The 13389-nt window shown below is 59.5% G+C and carries 13 protein-coding genes and 1 tRNA gene; 4 read left to right on the top strand and 10 right to left on the bottom strand.

The window, feature by feature from the left end:
* Window positions 1–58: 58 nt before the first annotated feature.
* The 4 genes from ABIE33_RS02810 to ABIE33_RS02795 form a co-directional block, all read right to left on the bottom strand.
* Entirely contained in the window at window positions 59–379 is a 321-nt protein-coding gene (locus ABIE33_RS02810) for a YnfA family protein (RefSeq protein WP_429121098.1), read from the bottom strand.
* A gap of 93 nt (window positions 380–472) precedes the next feature.
* On the bottom strand, window positions 473–649 hold the full coding sequence (locus ABIE33_RS02805; RefSeq protein ID WP_162174731.1) for a hypothetical protein: 177 nt from the start codon (window positions 647–649) through the stop codon (window positions 473–475).
* Window positions 650–662: 13 nt separating this feature from the next.
* Window positions 663–836 (bottom strand): hypothetical protein, encoded by a 174-nt coding sequence (locus ABIE33_RS02800; RefSeq protein ID WP_429121095.1) that lies wholly within the window; start codon window positions 834–836, stop codon window positions 663–665.
* Window positions 837–1126: 290 nt separating this feature from the next.
* Window positions 1127–1468, bottom strand: a complete 342-nt coding sequence (locus tag ABIE33_RS02795) for a DUF2147 domain-containing protein (RefSeq protein WP_429121092.1) — start codon at window positions 1466–1468, stop codon at window positions 1127–1129.
* A 594-nt stretch (window positions 1469–2062) separates the two neighbouring features.
* On the opposite strand from ABIE33_RS02795, the gene ABIE33_RS02790 reads away from it, so the two are divergent.
* Window positions 2063–2329, top strand: a complete 267-nt coding sequence (locus tag ABIE33_RS02790; RefSeq protein ID WP_065787316.1) for a sel1 repeat family protein — start codon at window positions 2063–2065, stop codon at window positions 2327–2329.
* Between the two features lie 67 nt (window positions 2330–2396).
* Here the strand turns inward: ABIE33_RS02790 and ABIE33_RS02785 are convergent, their stop codons facing one another.
* From ABIE33_RS02785 to ABIE33_RS02775, 3 genes are all read right to left on the bottom strand, one after another.
* Window positions 2397–3521, bottom strand: a complete 1125-nt coding sequence (locus ABIE33_RS02785) for a pyridoxal phosphate-dependent aminotransferase (RefSeq protein ID WP_429121088.1) — start codon at window positions 3519–3521, stop codon at window positions 2397–2399.
* 232 nt (window positions 3522–3753) lie between these two features.
* The gene (locus ABIE33_RS02780; RefSeq protein ID WP_429121085.1) at window positions 3754–4128 is read right to left on the bottom strand and encodes a PilZ domain-containing protein; all 375 of its coding nucleotides are present in this window, start codon (window positions 4126–4128) and stop codon (window positions 3754–3756) included.
* Between the two features lie 209 nt (window positions 4129–4337).
* Complete coding sequence (locus ABIE33_RS02775) at window positions 4338–4898, bottom strand: hypothetical protein (protein WP_429121082.1); 561 nt, start codon at window positions 4896–4898, stop codon at window positions 4338–4340.
* Window positions 4899–5016: 118 nt separating this feature from the next.
* On the opposite strand from ABIE33_RS02775, the gene ABIE33_RS02770 reads away from it, so the two are divergent.
* The 3 genes from ABIE33_RS02770 (at window position 5017) to ABIE33_RS02760 (ending at window position 9236) form a co-directional block, all read left to right on the top strand.
* Window positions 5017–7236, top strand: a complete 2220-nt coding sequence (locus tag ABIE33_RS02770; RefSeq protein ID WP_429121080.1) for a caspase family protein — start codon at window positions 5017–5019, stop codon at window positions 7234–7236.
* A gap of 203 nt (window positions 7237–7439) precedes the next feature.
* Window positions 7440–7529: transfer RNA gene (locus tag ABIE33_RS02765), tRNA-Ser, on the top strand.
* A gap of 666 nt (window positions 7530–8195) precedes the next feature.
* Complete coding sequence (locus tag ABIE33_RS02760; RefSeq protein WP_429121078.1) at window positions 8196–9236, top strand: porin; 1041 nt, start codon at window positions 8196–8198, stop codon at window positions 9234–9236.
* A gap of 114 nt (window positions 9237–9350) precedes the next feature.
* Here the strand turns inward: ABIE33_RS02760 and ABIE33_RS02755 are convergent, their stop codons facing one another.
* From ABIE33_RS02755 to ABIE33_RS02745, 3 genes are all read right to left on the bottom strand, one after another.
* Window positions 9351–10229, bottom strand: a complete 879-nt coding sequence (locus tag ABIE33_RS02755) for an alpha/beta fold hydrolase (RefSeq protein WP_429121075.1) — start codon at window positions 10227–10229, stop codon at window positions 9351–9353.
* A 234-nt stretch (window positions 10230–10463) separates the two neighbouring features.
* On the bottom strand, window positions 10464–10964 hold the full coding sequence (locus tag ABIE33_RS02750; protein WP_429121073.1) for a BA14K family protein: 501 nt from the start codon (window positions 10962–10964) through the stop codon (window positions 10464–10466).
* 107 nt (window positions 10965–11071) lie between these two features.
* On the bottom strand, window positions 11072–13138 hold the full coding sequence (locus tag ABIE33_RS02745; RefSeq protein WP_429121070.1) for a transglycosylase SLT domain-containing protein: 2067 nt from the start codon (window positions 13136–13138) through the stop codon (window positions 11072–11074).
* Between the last annotated feature and the right edge of the window lie 251 nt (window positions 13139–13389).

The raw sequence follows: 13389 nt of genomic DNA, 5'->3' as shown, positions 1-13389 counted from the left end.
CAAGCAAACGACAAGATGCGGACATGCACAACCACATCGATCAGAACAACTTTAGCGGTTACCGTGGGCCTGCAAGGATGATGGCGCTGCCTATCAGTGCGACGGCCATTCCGGTCAGATCCCATCGGTCGGGCCGAACGCCTTCGGCGAGCCACAGCCAGATGAGTGACGCGGCGATATAAACCCCGCCATAGGCCGCATAGGCGCGGCCGGCGGCCTCGCTGTCGATCAAGGTCAGCAGCCAGGCAAACAGCGCCAGCGACGCGACGCCCGGGATCAGCCACCAGATCGGCTTGTCCAGTTTCAGCCAGGCCCAGAAGGCGAAGCATCCGGCGATCTCGGCAAGGGCGGCAAGGGAATAGATGGCGTAGGCTGGCATCGATGGCGGGTCCTTTCAGCCGTGAAAGGACAGGAAGGCGCTCGGCGATGCAAGAGAGACAGGCAAAATAAAAGGCGCCGTGGGCGCCTTGGGTCAACTCATGGATTGACGCTGGAGCGTCACGAAGAGAACGAGGCCGGCACCCTGCTTGCCGATGCCGAGGCCATTGGCCTTACTATAGGCGAGCGCCCCAACCGGCGCCATCAGCAGGCTGGCAAGTGCAAGAACACGCAGCGAGAGAAAGGCGGATGTGGAAAGGGCGGCGAGCATATCGGTGTCTCCGTTAGAGCTTAGCTTGGCAATATTGCGCCGTGTGCGCGGTGCAATCCGTCAGCGAGCCGAGGTAGGTGTTGGCGCGGCGACGTTCGGTATCTGCGCTGACTGCGGCGGCAAGGGTCATGGCAAAAACAACCATCAAAAGGCTGATAATGGTGAGGCGCCGAGCAAGAATGTCCATGGTTCTGTCCGTTGGTCTGGAGGCGGTTCAAATCGATTGAGTGTGTTTTCGCACAACCAAACTGAACTCTTGCTGATATGGCCGTTCATCTGGCGTTCATCTTACGATTGAAGTTGCCGCCGTTCTCGCGGGCAGGCGCGCGCCCAAGCCAGCGATCCGGCAGATGGGCGGCCTTTGGCGGGCGGTCGGATGCGCTTGCCATTTCAAAAACAAAACCCGCCCAAAATATCGGCGGGTTTGTCAACGCTCTAGGACACCCCGAGGGCCACCCTTTTTGTGCGTGATCGATCCTAGAGGCGCGACCAGGTCTGCGATTTGCAGAGAATCTTGAGCACGCAGCCCTTCATCTTCAGCGAGTTGCCGCTGACGGCACCCGAGCCGCTATAGGTCTTGTCGGTTTCGGGGTCGGTGATCTCCCCGGAATAGCTGCCATCCGTGCCGGACAGGTTGCCGATCCGCTTGCCGGCGTGCTTGCCGGTCTTCAGCGTGACGCAGAAGGCGCCGCCGCAAGGGGCAATCTCGGCCGTCGCGCCGGTTGCGGTCTTCCAGTTGCCGACGATCGGTTCGGCGGCAACGGCCGTTCCGGCGACGCCAAGAGCGAGAGCCGCGGTCATGAACAGGGTACGAATCATTCATTCCTCCAGATAGAAGTTGCCGGCGCGGTCCGCTTCGCCGGCATCTCTGCAGATATCCTCGTTTGAAAGGCAGTCTCCTCACCGCCGCGCGCACGATAGCTTACGCGCACGTAAAGGTAAACTGGCTTGAATGCGGCCGTTTATGCTTTTTCTTTGCCGGTTTCGGGTGGAGAAAAATCGAGGAAACACGGCATTGGCAGGTCGGGCACTTTTTTCGTGGTTACCGTTTGGTTGAAATCGGCGGTTGAATATTTCGTAAATTTTTATGCGAATGCGCCGGATTTCCGGCCTTTCGATGTTTAACAAAAACTCAAGTTTACCAACTGTTTGAACTTTGTTTGTCTCAAATTAATCATGCATTTTAAGCGCGTATTGAAGGCCGTGCTGCATAGTAAGACCCATAAGACGAGCGGAGAAATTCACCCCGCCAGATGACCGAAGATGACGCCGCAAAAGACGGCGCGGTTCGGAAAGGCCCACAAAGAGGCACGGTCGAACAGGGACCAAAAACGAATGCTGATCTGGAGCATGGCCCACCTCAAAAGGGCGGGCCGCTTCGGAAAACCAACCAGGCAAAACAGGGACAAGACAATGGCACGCTTTGATATGCAGGTTGCTTCGAATACCGCGATGGGTGGTGAAAACCAGGCGGACGTTTTCTGCGAGATGGGTCTGGCCTATGCGACCGGCCGCGGTCGTCCGGTCGATCTGGTAGCCGCCCACAAATGGCTGAACATCGCCGCGATCAAGGGCTGCGACCGCGCCGTCGATCTGCGCGCTGACCTCTCAATGACCATGAGCAAGGCCGACCTCGCAGCAGCGCTTCGTGCCGCCCGCGAATGGATGACCGTTCACTGAGCGACAAGGCGGGAGGAAGCTCCCCACCAGCGGCGCCCGCCAGCGAGCAGGCGCCGGACATGAAGGCCTATTGGCCGCCTACCAGTTTCGCCAGAACCTGCGGCAGGGCAGCTTCAAGCAGATCCATCTCCGCTTCCGGCCCGGTGCTGACGCGAATGCAGCGGTTCAGCGGGGCAACGCCGGGCATGCGGATGAAGATGCCATGGTCGCTCATCAGCGTATCGACGATCGCACGCGCATAGATCGCGTCCTTTCCACAATCTATCGCAACGAAATTGGTCGCGGAATCGAGCGGCGACAAGCCGTTGTTTCCGGCAATCTGCGCGATGCGTTCGCGCGAATGCGCGATCTTTGCCGTTACCGAACTCAAATAATCCTGATCCGCGAGCGCAGCGATTGCCGCCGCCACGCCGATCCTGTTCATACCGAAATGATTGCGGATCTTGTCGAACGCCTGCGCAGTCCCGGGCGTGGTGATGACGTAACCGACGCGTGACCCGGCAAGACCATAGGCTTTGGAGAAAGTCCGGGTTCTGACGACGTTGGGCATGTCGATCAACCCGTCGATCGCGGGCAAGGCCCCTGCCGGAGCGGTTTCGCAATAGGCTTCGTCGAGAATGAAGAGTGTGGTTTCGGGCAGCGCCCTGGCGAACTCGACGATGCGCTCTGCATCCCACCAGCTCCCCATCGGGTTGTCGGGATTGGCGAAATAGACGAGCGGGGCGTTTTCCTTTTTGACGGCGGCAAGCAAGCCACCGAGATCCTCGCGATCGCCGACATAGGGCACCGTCACCAGCCGGCCGCCGTGGCCGACCACGTGATAGTTGAAGGTCGGGTAGGCGCCGAGCGATGTAACGACCGGCATGCCGGGTTCGATGACAAGCCGCACGATCTGTCCGAGCAGCCCGTCGATACCTTCGCCGATCGCAATGTTGGCGGCAGAAACACCAAGCCGGACAGCTAGCGCCTGCTTCAGGTCATGGTTTTCCGGGTCTGCATATTTCCACGTTCCCGTTGCCGCCTCCCGCATCGCCTGCACGACGCTTTCTGCCGGCCCAAAGCCACTTTCGTTGGCGCCAATCCGGGCAGCGCTGGCGCGTCCGCGCTGGCGCTCAATGGCCTCGGGCCCGACGAAGGGAATGGTGGAGGGCAGGGATTGGATCAGCGGCGTGAAGCGAGTGAATGCGGACATGCTATATATAAGGCCCCGTTCGAACAAAGTTCGCGGAACTTACTGCATAATTCCTTAAATCGGAATCGATTTAAGGAATTATGCAGTAACTCAAAGTGTTACAGCGACCTTTGTGCGTCTACAGACGCGCGGCGCTGTAAGGCATGCATTGGCAATGCGGAATCGCCTTGATGAGAAAAAGCCAACGCGAATTGTTGCGTTCTGGCGACCCGCCGCGCCATCAGCAAAGGCCTTAACGGCGCTTGGGCGCTTTTGCGTTCTGGCCGGTAAAGAACTCCTGCCGGATGATCTCGCGCAGCAAGGTCTGTTCGATCGGCTTGATGAACTGCACCCCGATGCGATCGCCGTTGCGATAGACCTCGGCGCAACCGATGCGGAGCGATGTGCCAATGATATGGAGATAATAGTGCTGCGGCAGGCCGATGGTGGTCTGCACGGCAAAACTGGCACCGCCGCGGGAGATGTCGATCATCCGACAGGTTCGGACGGACACGCTGCCAAGTCCCGGCTGCACCGTCGTCAGGGTGGCGGCGTGACCGATGGAAAAACGTTCGTAGCGACGCTCGTAGAACGGCGAGGGCACGCAGGAATACATCGTCTGCTGCATCTGTCATTCTCCACCAACGCCGGATCGCGAAACGCGATCGGTGCCAAGCTCGGCCTTCGACCGTGGGCAACTCATTCGCCCACGCTTAATCCTCGCGTGAATGCCGAGGTAAGTCGAGTGCAGTTTCGGTGCAGAAGTTTGCAATCCCCTGAAGGAGATCGATAAAAATCTAACATCGGTCATTTTCCGTGCGCCGGAGCCGGTCACAATCAAAAGCCACCGCTTGAAAATTGCATGCGGATCAGCCGGCTGACGAAATCGGGAGCGAGCAGCATGTTGAAACGCACGCCAAGTTCCGCGCCGCTGCGATGGACCTGAGAGCAGCCGATCTCTTCCTTGAAACCGTCGATCTCGAGGAAGAAGTGTTTCGGCACCATCAGTGCGGCATTGAAATCGAGCATGGCGCCGGCGACCGAAATGTGACGCAACAGGCATTGATATTTGGTCTTTGCCTTGAGGTGCTGGCCGATGATCAGAATCCGGCAGGGACGCTCAATGAAGTAATGTTGATACGTCGTTGCCAGCTGGCCTGGCTTCGCTTCCGCGACGTGCATTTTCATCGACATGGCAAACCCCGAGAACGCATGGCCTTTCATTGGCGCAGGAGACGCATCAGACCCGGCCGGAATCACCCGGTGCAAGCGATGCGGTGTCTGAGTTAGGATCGGCGACTTGCTTCGACCTTGCGGGTGCGCTGAAGACGAGCCGTCTCGAAAAAATATGGCGATCCGAGACATTGAAAGCCCTTGGCTCATACGTAATAGTTTCATCTGGGCATGATCATGGGGCGGTGGCATCGTCCCGAAATGGCATCAATGGGGTTGCGCGCCTCCTCATCTCCTCTTCGCAAGGAGCGAATGGATAAAGGGTGGCGCCGGAGGGAAGAGCATGGTTGCGGGGCATTTGTCGCGTTGGCGGTCGTTCGTCATTCTTTTCGTGACGGTATTCGTCTTTGCGCCTGAAGATGTGCTGGCCGCAAAGCGCGTCGCCCTGTTGATCGGCAACGAGAGGTACGAGGCGACCTCGCAACTCAACAATCCCGCCAATGACGTCGAGCTGATGAAGACTTCGTTCGAGGAGGCCGGCTTCGATTCCGTCACCACCGTCCACGACCTCGGGCGCCAGGATATGGTCAAGGCGCTGCGCGATTTTGAAGATCTGGCAACGGGCGCCGATGTCGCCATCGTCTATTATTCCGGCCACGGCATGGAAATGAACGGCCAGAACTTCCTTCTGCCGACCGATGTGCAATTGAAGACGGATAAGGATATCGAGGACGAGGCGATCGGCCTTGACCGGGTTCAGCGTGCGCTTGAGGGCGCAACCAAGCTGAAGCTGGTGATTCTCGACGCCTGCCGGAACAATCCGTTCGAACAGAGCATGACACGCTCGATTTCGACACGCGCCGTTTCGCGCGGCCTCGCGCGGGTAGAGCCGGAATCGGCCGACCTGCTGGTCGCCTTTGCGTCCAAGGCCGGAACGGTGGCGCTTGATGGCGACGGCAAGAACAGCCCCTTTGCCACGGCACTTGCCAAATATCTTACCGAGCCGGGCGTCGACGTGCGCATCGCCCTGGGCAAGGTGCGGGACGAAGTGGTTTCGGTGACAAACCGCGGCCAGGAGCCTTTTGTCTACGGATCGCTCGGCGGCGCCCAGATCTTCCTGAACATAAAGGAAGTGAACATCAACATCACCAACAACGGCGAGCAGCTCTCGCCGAACAACCAGTCAGCTGCCGCCGCCGATTGGCAGAACATTCGCGATCTCGCCGACAAGGATCTGATCGCCGCCTTTCTCGCCAAGCATGGATCCGATCCCGTCTACAAGATGTTGGCGGAGAAGAAGCTGAAGCTCTTGGCAGAGGCCGAGCAGACCTCGAGCGTCACGCCCGACGAGATCGCCTGGGACGCACTGAAGCAATCGACCGACGCTGCCGCGCTCACTCGGTTCCTCGAGCGTTATCCCGACAGCAAGCATAAGGTGGAGGCCGAGCAGCAGATTGCCGCCCTCGAACCGCAAAAGGGCCTCAACATCTCGCAGACCGGCAAGGACACGCAGGCCTCGCGCGACTGTTACCTGTTGGCCGGCGAGCCGCAGTCCATGCCCGGTTTCGTCGGCGTCAACTTCCTGAAGCTTGATTCCGCTCGTGCGCTGACGGCCTGTGCCCAGGCGGTCAACGAGAACCCCGACGACATGATGCTGGTCAATATGTTGGGCCGGGCACAGGATGCCGGACGCGACTATGTCGAGGCGCGCCACAATTATCAAAAGGCCGCTGACGGCGGTAACATGTATGCGTTGACGAATCTGGCCTGGTTCTCCGTCTACGGCACCGATGGCGCCGTAGATGTCGATCAGGGCAAGCGGATGTTCGAGCAGGCGGCCAAGGCTGGCAATGCCTACGGCCAGGCATCGCTCGGCTGGCTCTATCGCGAAGGCTATGGCGGTGTCGCCCAGGATTATCATGAAGCGGCCAGGTGGTACCAACTGGCCGCCGACCAGGGTTACGCCAACGCCATGGCGACGGTGGCCTGGTTCTACAGAGAGGGGATTGGCCTGCCCAAGGACCTGACGCAGTCACTGTCCTGGTACAAGAAGGCCGCCGAGGGCGGCGACGTCAACGCCATGTCGTCGCTTGGCTGGGCCTACCAGAACGGGCTCGGCACCGAACAGAACTATGTCGAAGCCAAGACCTGGTATGAAAAGGCGGCCAATGTCGGTGATTCCTATTCCATGGCATTGCTCGGCTGGTTCTATGATATCGGCACCGGCGTCGCCCAGGACTATGCCCAGGCCCGCACCTGGTACGAGATGGCGGCAAATGCCGGCAGCGCCTACGCCATGGGAAATCTGAGCCGTCTTTATGACTATGGGCTCGGTACCAAGCCGGATGCGAAGGAGGCCGTGCGCTGGGCGGCAGCCAGCATTGAGGGCGGAGATCCGGCCAAGCTTCAGGAGTTGAAGTCCCAGCCGAGCAATTTCACGCCGGCCTTCCGCAAGGAAATGCAGGCGCTATTGAAGGATCGCGGCCTTTACAGCGGCCCTGTCGATGGCGACTTCGGCGCGGCAACGCTCGATGCGATCGATCGGCTTTCGCGAAAGTCGTAGAAACGTGCTGGTGAAGGCAGGCTCGGTCTGTTCGTCTCGCATTGCTGCCGCTCTCAACCACAGTCGAACTGCTGCTTCCCACATGTCTTCAGCCGCATGAAGGGCTCGGTTCCCCCGGCGCTCACATGAAAATGCGATCATTTGTCGGAAACCGACAAAAAAATCTTGCATTGCCTGCGGTCTGACACTAGTCAGGCGCTAACGGAGAGGTGGCCGAGTGGTCGAAGGCGCTCCCCTGCTAAGGGAGTATACCCGGAAGGGTATCGAGGGTTCGAATCCCTTCTTCTCCGCCATCACCTTCCGAGGTTGAATTTTCCCACTCGTCGCATCTCAGCCATCCGCTCGCCGGCTGATGGGTCTCGTCTTTACCCATGTGACATCAGTCTGGGCGCGAGCGGGAAAACATTCGCAGCGCCATCCGCGCCAATGTCCATGAAACTCCCCGGCTTTTTTCTCCCACTCAGAATCAGACGTCGCGAACGATCAACTGCGAATCTCTCGAATTGATTCTGATGATTCCTGCCGTCGGAGGAGCAACCCGCAATGTCGATTCCGCAAAATGTGGCGATGCAGTACGTCGCTCTTTCCAAGGAATTTGGCAGCCGGATCGGCGTTTCCCCCCAATTTGGGCAGCTTTCTGCCTCTTTCTGAAACAGGAGATGCCACTTGTCCTTATGCTAAGCCTAGGGGAATAAAGGCTTTTCTTAATCATTTGTTAATTTTCTCGAGCCGCATGCGGCGATTTTGTGTCGTTTCAGCAACAGGGTTCGGCGAAGGGCGATGCAAAGCACGTGATCTCGCCAGTTGGACGTTGCGCCGATGACCGCGTCTTGTATTTTCAAATCCGGAAGCAAGGGCGGTTGATCGTCCGACTTCTTGAACGTTGGGGATGGGGCAGGGAACGCTGTCCTTCAGCAAAATACCCAGACCCGTTTGAAACTTTTGACTGGAGGTCAGAAATGAACATCAAGAGCCTTCTTCTCGGCTCCGCTGCAGCTCTCGCAGCAGTATCCGGCGCACAGGCAGCCGACGCAATCGTCGCAGCCGAGCCGGAGCCCATGGAATACGTTCGCGTTTGCGACGCTTTCGGCACTGGCTACTTCTACATCCCGGGCACCGAAACCTGCCTGAAGCTCAGCGGCTTCATCCGCGTTCAGGGCTCGTTCGGTCGTGACGCTGCCGACAGCCGTTACAACCAGGAAGACTTCGGCGGTCAGTCCACGTCGGACTGGGATGTCTTCTCCCGCGCTTACATCGCTTTTGATGCGAAGAGCGACACCGAGTACGGCACGCTCACCGGCTTCTTCGCCGCTGAATTCAACGCTGACAACGACACCGACGCTGGCGATAGCGACTTCATCGACGTCGATGAAGCCTACATCCAGCTCGGCGGCCTCAAGGCTGGTTTCTTCTACAGCTGGTGGGATAAGGGTCTGAACGGCGAAACCGACACGCTCGGCAACTTCACCGAATTCAACTCGATCGCCTACCTCTATGACGGCGGCACCTTCCAGGCTGGTATCTCGATTGACGAACTCGAAGGTGCTTCGACGAAGTCTAACGGCGTCGGCATTGCCGGTATCGTTTCGGCTTCGCTCGGCGGCGTATCCTTCGACCTGCTCGGCGGCTACGACACCGAGTTCGAAGAAGGCGCAGTTCGCGGCTTGCTCTCGGCTGACCTCGGTCCGGGCGTCTTCCAGCTCGCTGGTATCTGGGCTTCCAACCCGAACGCTTACTGGGCTCGTTCCGAGTGGAGCGTTGCTGCTTCGTACCGCTTCAACGCAACCGACAAGCTGGCAATCACTCCGGGCGCTCAGTACTTCGGTAGCCTGCAGGATTCGCTCACCAGCTTCGGTAACGACGATGCATGGCGCGCTGGCGTAACGGTTGACTACAAGATCACCGAAGGCCTCGCTACACGCGTATCGGTTCAGTACGAAGACGAAGACAACGGCGACGACCAGGTATTTGGTTTCGTCCGCCTGCAGCGCGACTTCTAATCTGATCTGACCTCGGTCAGTTTAGAGAAGCCCGGCTTTCGAGCCGGGCTTTTTCGTTTGGCGCTTTCCGTAAAGGAAAGACATTCTCCGGCGAGAACGCAGGCATGCGCTCGTCTAGCGGTGAACAAAGGCGGCTATGGCATGCCTGGGATCGTCGAGATGCAGCAGCGGTGCATGGCCTTGTCCGGCCGCCGTCACGGTCGCCAAGTTGGGATGCCTGCTCTTCATCTCATTGACCGTCGCGCTTGACAGCAGTTTGGAATGCTCACCGCGAACGACCATCATCGGAACCCCGGCAAAGGCGTGGAACTGGGGCCAAAGATCCGGCGGTGATATGTCCGAGGTAAGCGCCTGTAGTTGCGCAGCAATTGCTAGGTCGAAGTCGGCGACAGGAATGCCGCCTTCGTCGCGATAGATCGCCGTTGCCAACTGCAGCCAATCGACTTCGCGAAGGATCGGGAAATCGCCTCCGTGTATGGCTTTCAGGTAGTCGGGCGCTGCGGCCCAGCTTGCCGGTGCGGTCCCTGCGTTGAGATAGTCCCGGATCCCAAGCAATCCCTCGATTTCGATCACCGGCCCGATGTCATTGAGCACGACAGCTGCGATCAAGCGGGGAGCCAGGCTGATCAAATGGTGCAGGATCAGCCCGCCACGAGAGGTGCCGATAAAAATTGCCTTTTCAATAGCGAAATACGCGCAAGCGGTGATGACGTCGGCCGTTTCGACTGCAATCGTATAGCGGTTCTTATCGCCGTCGCGTTCCGAATTCCCGCGGCCACGGTAGTCCAATGAAATAACGGGATGCCCGCCTCCCGACGACGAGGCGAGAAAGGTGGCGAGTTCGTGAAAATCTCGGCTGTTGCGAGTGAGTCCTGGCAGGCAGATGACCGGAGTTGCCGCCTGTGGCTGAGGCTCTGGTCCGTATGCCCGCGCGTAGAGCTGCAATCCGCCAACCCCGTGGAAACGATGTTCCCGAAACGCGCCTCGAACCATGCTCGCCCTCCATTTTAGCACCTGGTCGGATCGTAGCCGTTGAAGCGGAAACGGCAAGCAGAGTCCGGCGCTCAGGGGACGAAGGACGCTCGTCGCTCGCGCTACCTTTTTGGGTCGGGAGAATACTGGTCACAGGCATCACAGATTGAAACCACGTCTTCGCGCCGATATCTGAGCAGCGGAAACCTCGGGGTGGTTGCGAGGGGCGGCGGCTTCTTCATCCTGCCTTGTCAGTTAGGGCGAATAACACGTCCGCCGCGGACCGTTGTAAGGCTGATACGTGTTGTCCCAGGCTCGATACGACCGATATCGCGCGTAGCACCAGCGTGTATGTGGGCTGCCGCCGGCAACTCTCGGACCGTTGTAGTATCTTGGCTGGCTCAACAGGCCGCCGATGATCGCGCCGGTCGCAAGCCCGCCGAAAAACGAACCTATATCGTCATCGTCATCTCGGTAATACCGGCGATACCGATCATGGCGGTATCCGCGCCGGTCGTCATAATAGCCGCGCCGGCCATCGTAGTAGCCACGCCTGTCGTAGCGAGAACCACGTACGCAATTGGGCCAATTGCACCGGCCACTCTTTCGCGCTTCGCCGCGCTCGGAAGGGAATTGCACCTGTTGGACATCGGTGGCTTGCGACACAATCTTTGGAGCGGTCGGAAATGCCTGTGCAGGCGGAACGCTGCCGAATGCCGTCGCCAACGATAGGGCGATGAGTGTCAACGTCTTCATTGCTGTCACCATTCCTTCGGGAAAGATGGAACTTCAAGAACACAATGATTGAGATCGTGGTTTGTGCCGCCGGTGACCATCACGATTGTTTGATCGCGGCGATCAGACTATTGTCGCCCCGTCCTCAGGTCCTCGACGATGTCTGCGTTTTGGCCGAGCCTCGACTTGTAGACCTGGTAGTTCTCCATCACCCGCTGGACATAGTTGCGCGTTTCCTGGAAGGGAATGCGCTCGATCCAGTCGACGACCTCGTCGATTGGTTTGCCGCGGGGATCGCCATAGCGGTTGAGCCAGTCCGGTACGCGACGCGGGCCGGCGTTGTAGGCGATGAAGGTAAGGACGTAGGAGCCGCCGAAGCTGTTGATCTGCTCGCCGAGATAATGTGCTCCGAGGGTGGCGTTGTATCCGGCATCGCTCGTCAGGCGCTCCTTGGAATAAGCAAGGCCGTAGCGGCTGGCTACCCCTTTGGCAGTGCCGGGCAGCAATTGCAGCAGGCCCCGCGCGTTTGCCGTGGAGACCGCCGCAGGATTGAAGGCGCTTTCCTGGCGCGCGATCGCGTAGGCGAGCGCCTTGCCCGAACCATCGATGTTGGCCGTCGGTGGGATGACACCAACGGGAAAGGCAAGGGCGGCGACATCGATGCCGCGGCCAAATGCGGTCTTGCCGATCTGCAGGGAAAGCTGGTGATTGCGGGTCTTTTCGGCGCGCGCCGAAAGGATCGCCAGTTCGCCGGGGCTTGTCAGTTCTTCGGCCAACGCCCGATAGATGCTGTCGGCACGCCAGCCGTGCCCTGCCGCTTCGAGCCGCGCAATAGCACGAACCGCCTCGCGGCTCTCGAAACGGGCGCGGTCTTCCGCTGAGGGGGCCGGATAGGCAACATTGAGCGCCTTGCGGCCGAGCCGCGCGGCAGCAAGCTGACCGTAGAACGTGCCTGGAAACCGGGCGGCATTGGCGAAATAGTCCTTGGCGTTGCCCGGCGCGCCGGCCTCCGCTGATCGGCCGAGCCAGTACCAGGCCCGCGACGCCGAAAGCGGCCGGTTGGAAACATCAAGAATCCGTCGGAAATGCCGCGATGCCGCGGTCGGATCTTCCATACCGCGCAACGCGAACCAACCGGCGTGAAACTCTGCATCGACGATATCGGTCGCCTCGGTTGCCTTGTGGTTGGCTGCAACCTGATAGGCGCCGCGGAAATCCCCCTTGTCCAGCAGGCCACGGCTGACGATCCTTTGTTCCGTCCACCACTCACCGGGATTGATCAGCGCGCCCTGGTCTTTCGGCATCGTGGCGAGCAGCTTGGCAGCTTCCGCATATTTTTCCTGCTTGCGCAGGCTTTCGATGCGGATGAACAGATAGGCCGGGTCCTTATGCCATGAGGCGTCGACCGCCGATATCAGCGCAGGGGCATTGGCGCTGCCGCGGCTGACGGCGGCCCATGCGCGAAAGAGCGACTGCGCCTTGCCGAGATCGCCGAAGCGTTCGGCCTGTTCGACGCGATTGCGATAAAGCAGCATCGTCATCCGCCGCCTGTGGTCTGCAACGGTCAGCAGGCCGGAAAACTCTGAGAGGATCTGCGCCTCCACATCCTTGTCGAGCCCCTGTTTGAACCAGAGCGCGCGCAGCCGCGTTGCTGCGGCCGCCGCTTGTCCCTTGGCCACCAGCGCGCGGGCAAGAATAATCGTTCCTTCGGTGGTTTCGGGTTGCGTCTGGCCGAAGGCGGCAAGAATGTCGGCGGCCGGCGGGTTCTCGCGATAAAGCGCGCGTTCGGAATTGGCACGCAGCGATTTGAGGCCCGGCCACCCCTGCAACTCGCGCTGGGCGTCCGCGACTTCGTAGGAGGGGATGCCACGTTGCCCCGAGACGGCGATCGCCCAGGTCAGAATATGACGGTCGAGCGTGCCCTCACGCATGCCGTTTCGAACGGTGATCGCCTTGGTCGGATCCTTGTCGGAAAGGGAATCCAGGCCGGTCTTCAAGTCACCTTGAATGGGCGACACCGTCGCCGGAATCGCTCCGGTGACGTCCTTCTCCGAAATACGTCCAACCTTGTCGGAGATTAAAGGTTTGCTGCCCGGCAGCGGCACTTTGGTCGGGGTTTCCGAGGAAAGCGCCGACGAGGCCAGAAGCGCTGTGCCGATCATGGCGGCGACAGGCAGAAGAATTGATCCGCGCATCAAGAGCCCCGTGTTTCCCCGTGTCTCACACTCATTTGCCGCCGGATTGCCTAACGAAAGGTTACCGGGGTTTATCGATCAAGCAATTGCACCGCCACCACCTTGGCACCGGGTGGCGGGCCTCAAGGATTATGTGGCTTGAACGTCAAGCTTTTACGTGAAAACCGGCATGAAATGCCGTGTCACGGCGCTTGCCGCAGCCCCCTCACATGATTATGGTGCGGCAGTTTTTTAACCGTCGATTACGGCCA

It is taken from the genome of Ensifer sp. 4252 (assembly GCF_050434565.1).
GTDB lineage: Bacteria > Pseudomonadota > Alphaproteobacteria > Rhizobiales > Rhizobiaceae > Ensifer.
Note: the sequence above shows the minus strand (reverse complement) of the source record. Positions and strands in the feature narration are given on the sequence as shown.

What these genes read in the sequence shown, in the direction of transcription:
- ABIE33_RS02800 (WP_429121095.1), bottom strand. Translation starts at nt 836, where the DNA reads ATGGACATTCTTGCTCGGCGCCTCACCATTATCAGCCTTTTGATGGTT.
- ABIE33_RS02810 (WP_429121098.1), bottom strand. Translation starts at nt 379, where the DNA reads ATGCCAGCCTACGCCATCTATTCCCTTGCCGCCCTTGCCGAGATCGCC.
- ABIE33_RS02755 (WP_429121075.1), bottom strand. Translation starts at nt 10,229, where the DNA reads ATGGTTCGAGGCGCGTTTCGGGAACATCGTTTCCACGGGGTTGGCGGA.
- ABIE33_RS02790 (WP_065787316.1), top strand. Translation starts at nt 2,063, where the DNA reads ATGGCACGCTTTGATATGCAGGTTGCTTCGAATACCGCGATGGGTGGT.
- ABIE33_RS02785 (WP_429121088.1), bottom strand. Translation starts at nt 3,521, where the DNA reads ATGTCCGCATTCACTCGCTTCACGCCGCTGATCCAATCCCTGCCCTCC.
- ABIE33_RS02770 (WP_429121080.1), top strand. Translation starts at nt 5,017, where the DNA reads ATGGTTGCGGGGCATTTGTCGCGTTGGCGGTCGTTCGTCATTCTTTTC.
- ABIE33_RS02780 (WP_429121085.1), bottom strand. Translation starts at nt 4,128, where the DNA reads ATGCAGCAGACGATGTATTCCTGCGTGCCCTCGCCGTTCTACGAGCGT.
- ABIE33_RS02795 (WP_429121092.1), bottom strand. Translation starts at nt 1,468, where the DNA reads ATGATTCGTACCCTGTTCATGACCGCGGCTCTCGCTCTTGGCGTCGCC.
- ABIE33_RS02805 (WP_162174731.1), bottom strand. Translation starts at nt 649, where the DNA reads ATGCTCGCCGCCCTTTCCACATCCGCCTTTCTCTCGCTGCGTGTTCTT.
- ABIE33_RS02750 (WP_429121073.1), bottom strand. Translation starts at nt 10,964, where the DNA reads ATGAAGACGTTGACACTCATCGCCCTATCGTTGGCGACGGCATTCGGC.
- ABIE33_RS02775 (WP_429121082.1), bottom strand. Translation starts at nt 4,898, where the DNA reads ATGAAACTATTACGTATGAGCCAAGGGCTTTCAATGTCTCGGATCGCC.
- ABIE33_RS02745 (WP_429121070.1), bottom strand. Translation starts at nt 13,138, where the DNA reads ATGCGCGGATCAATTCTTCTGCCTGTCGCCGCCATGATCGGCACAGCG.
- ABIE33_RS02760 (WP_429121078.1), top strand. Translation starts at nt 8,196, where the DNA reads ATGAACATCAAGAGCCTTCTTCTCGGCTCCGCTGCAGCTCTCGCAGCA.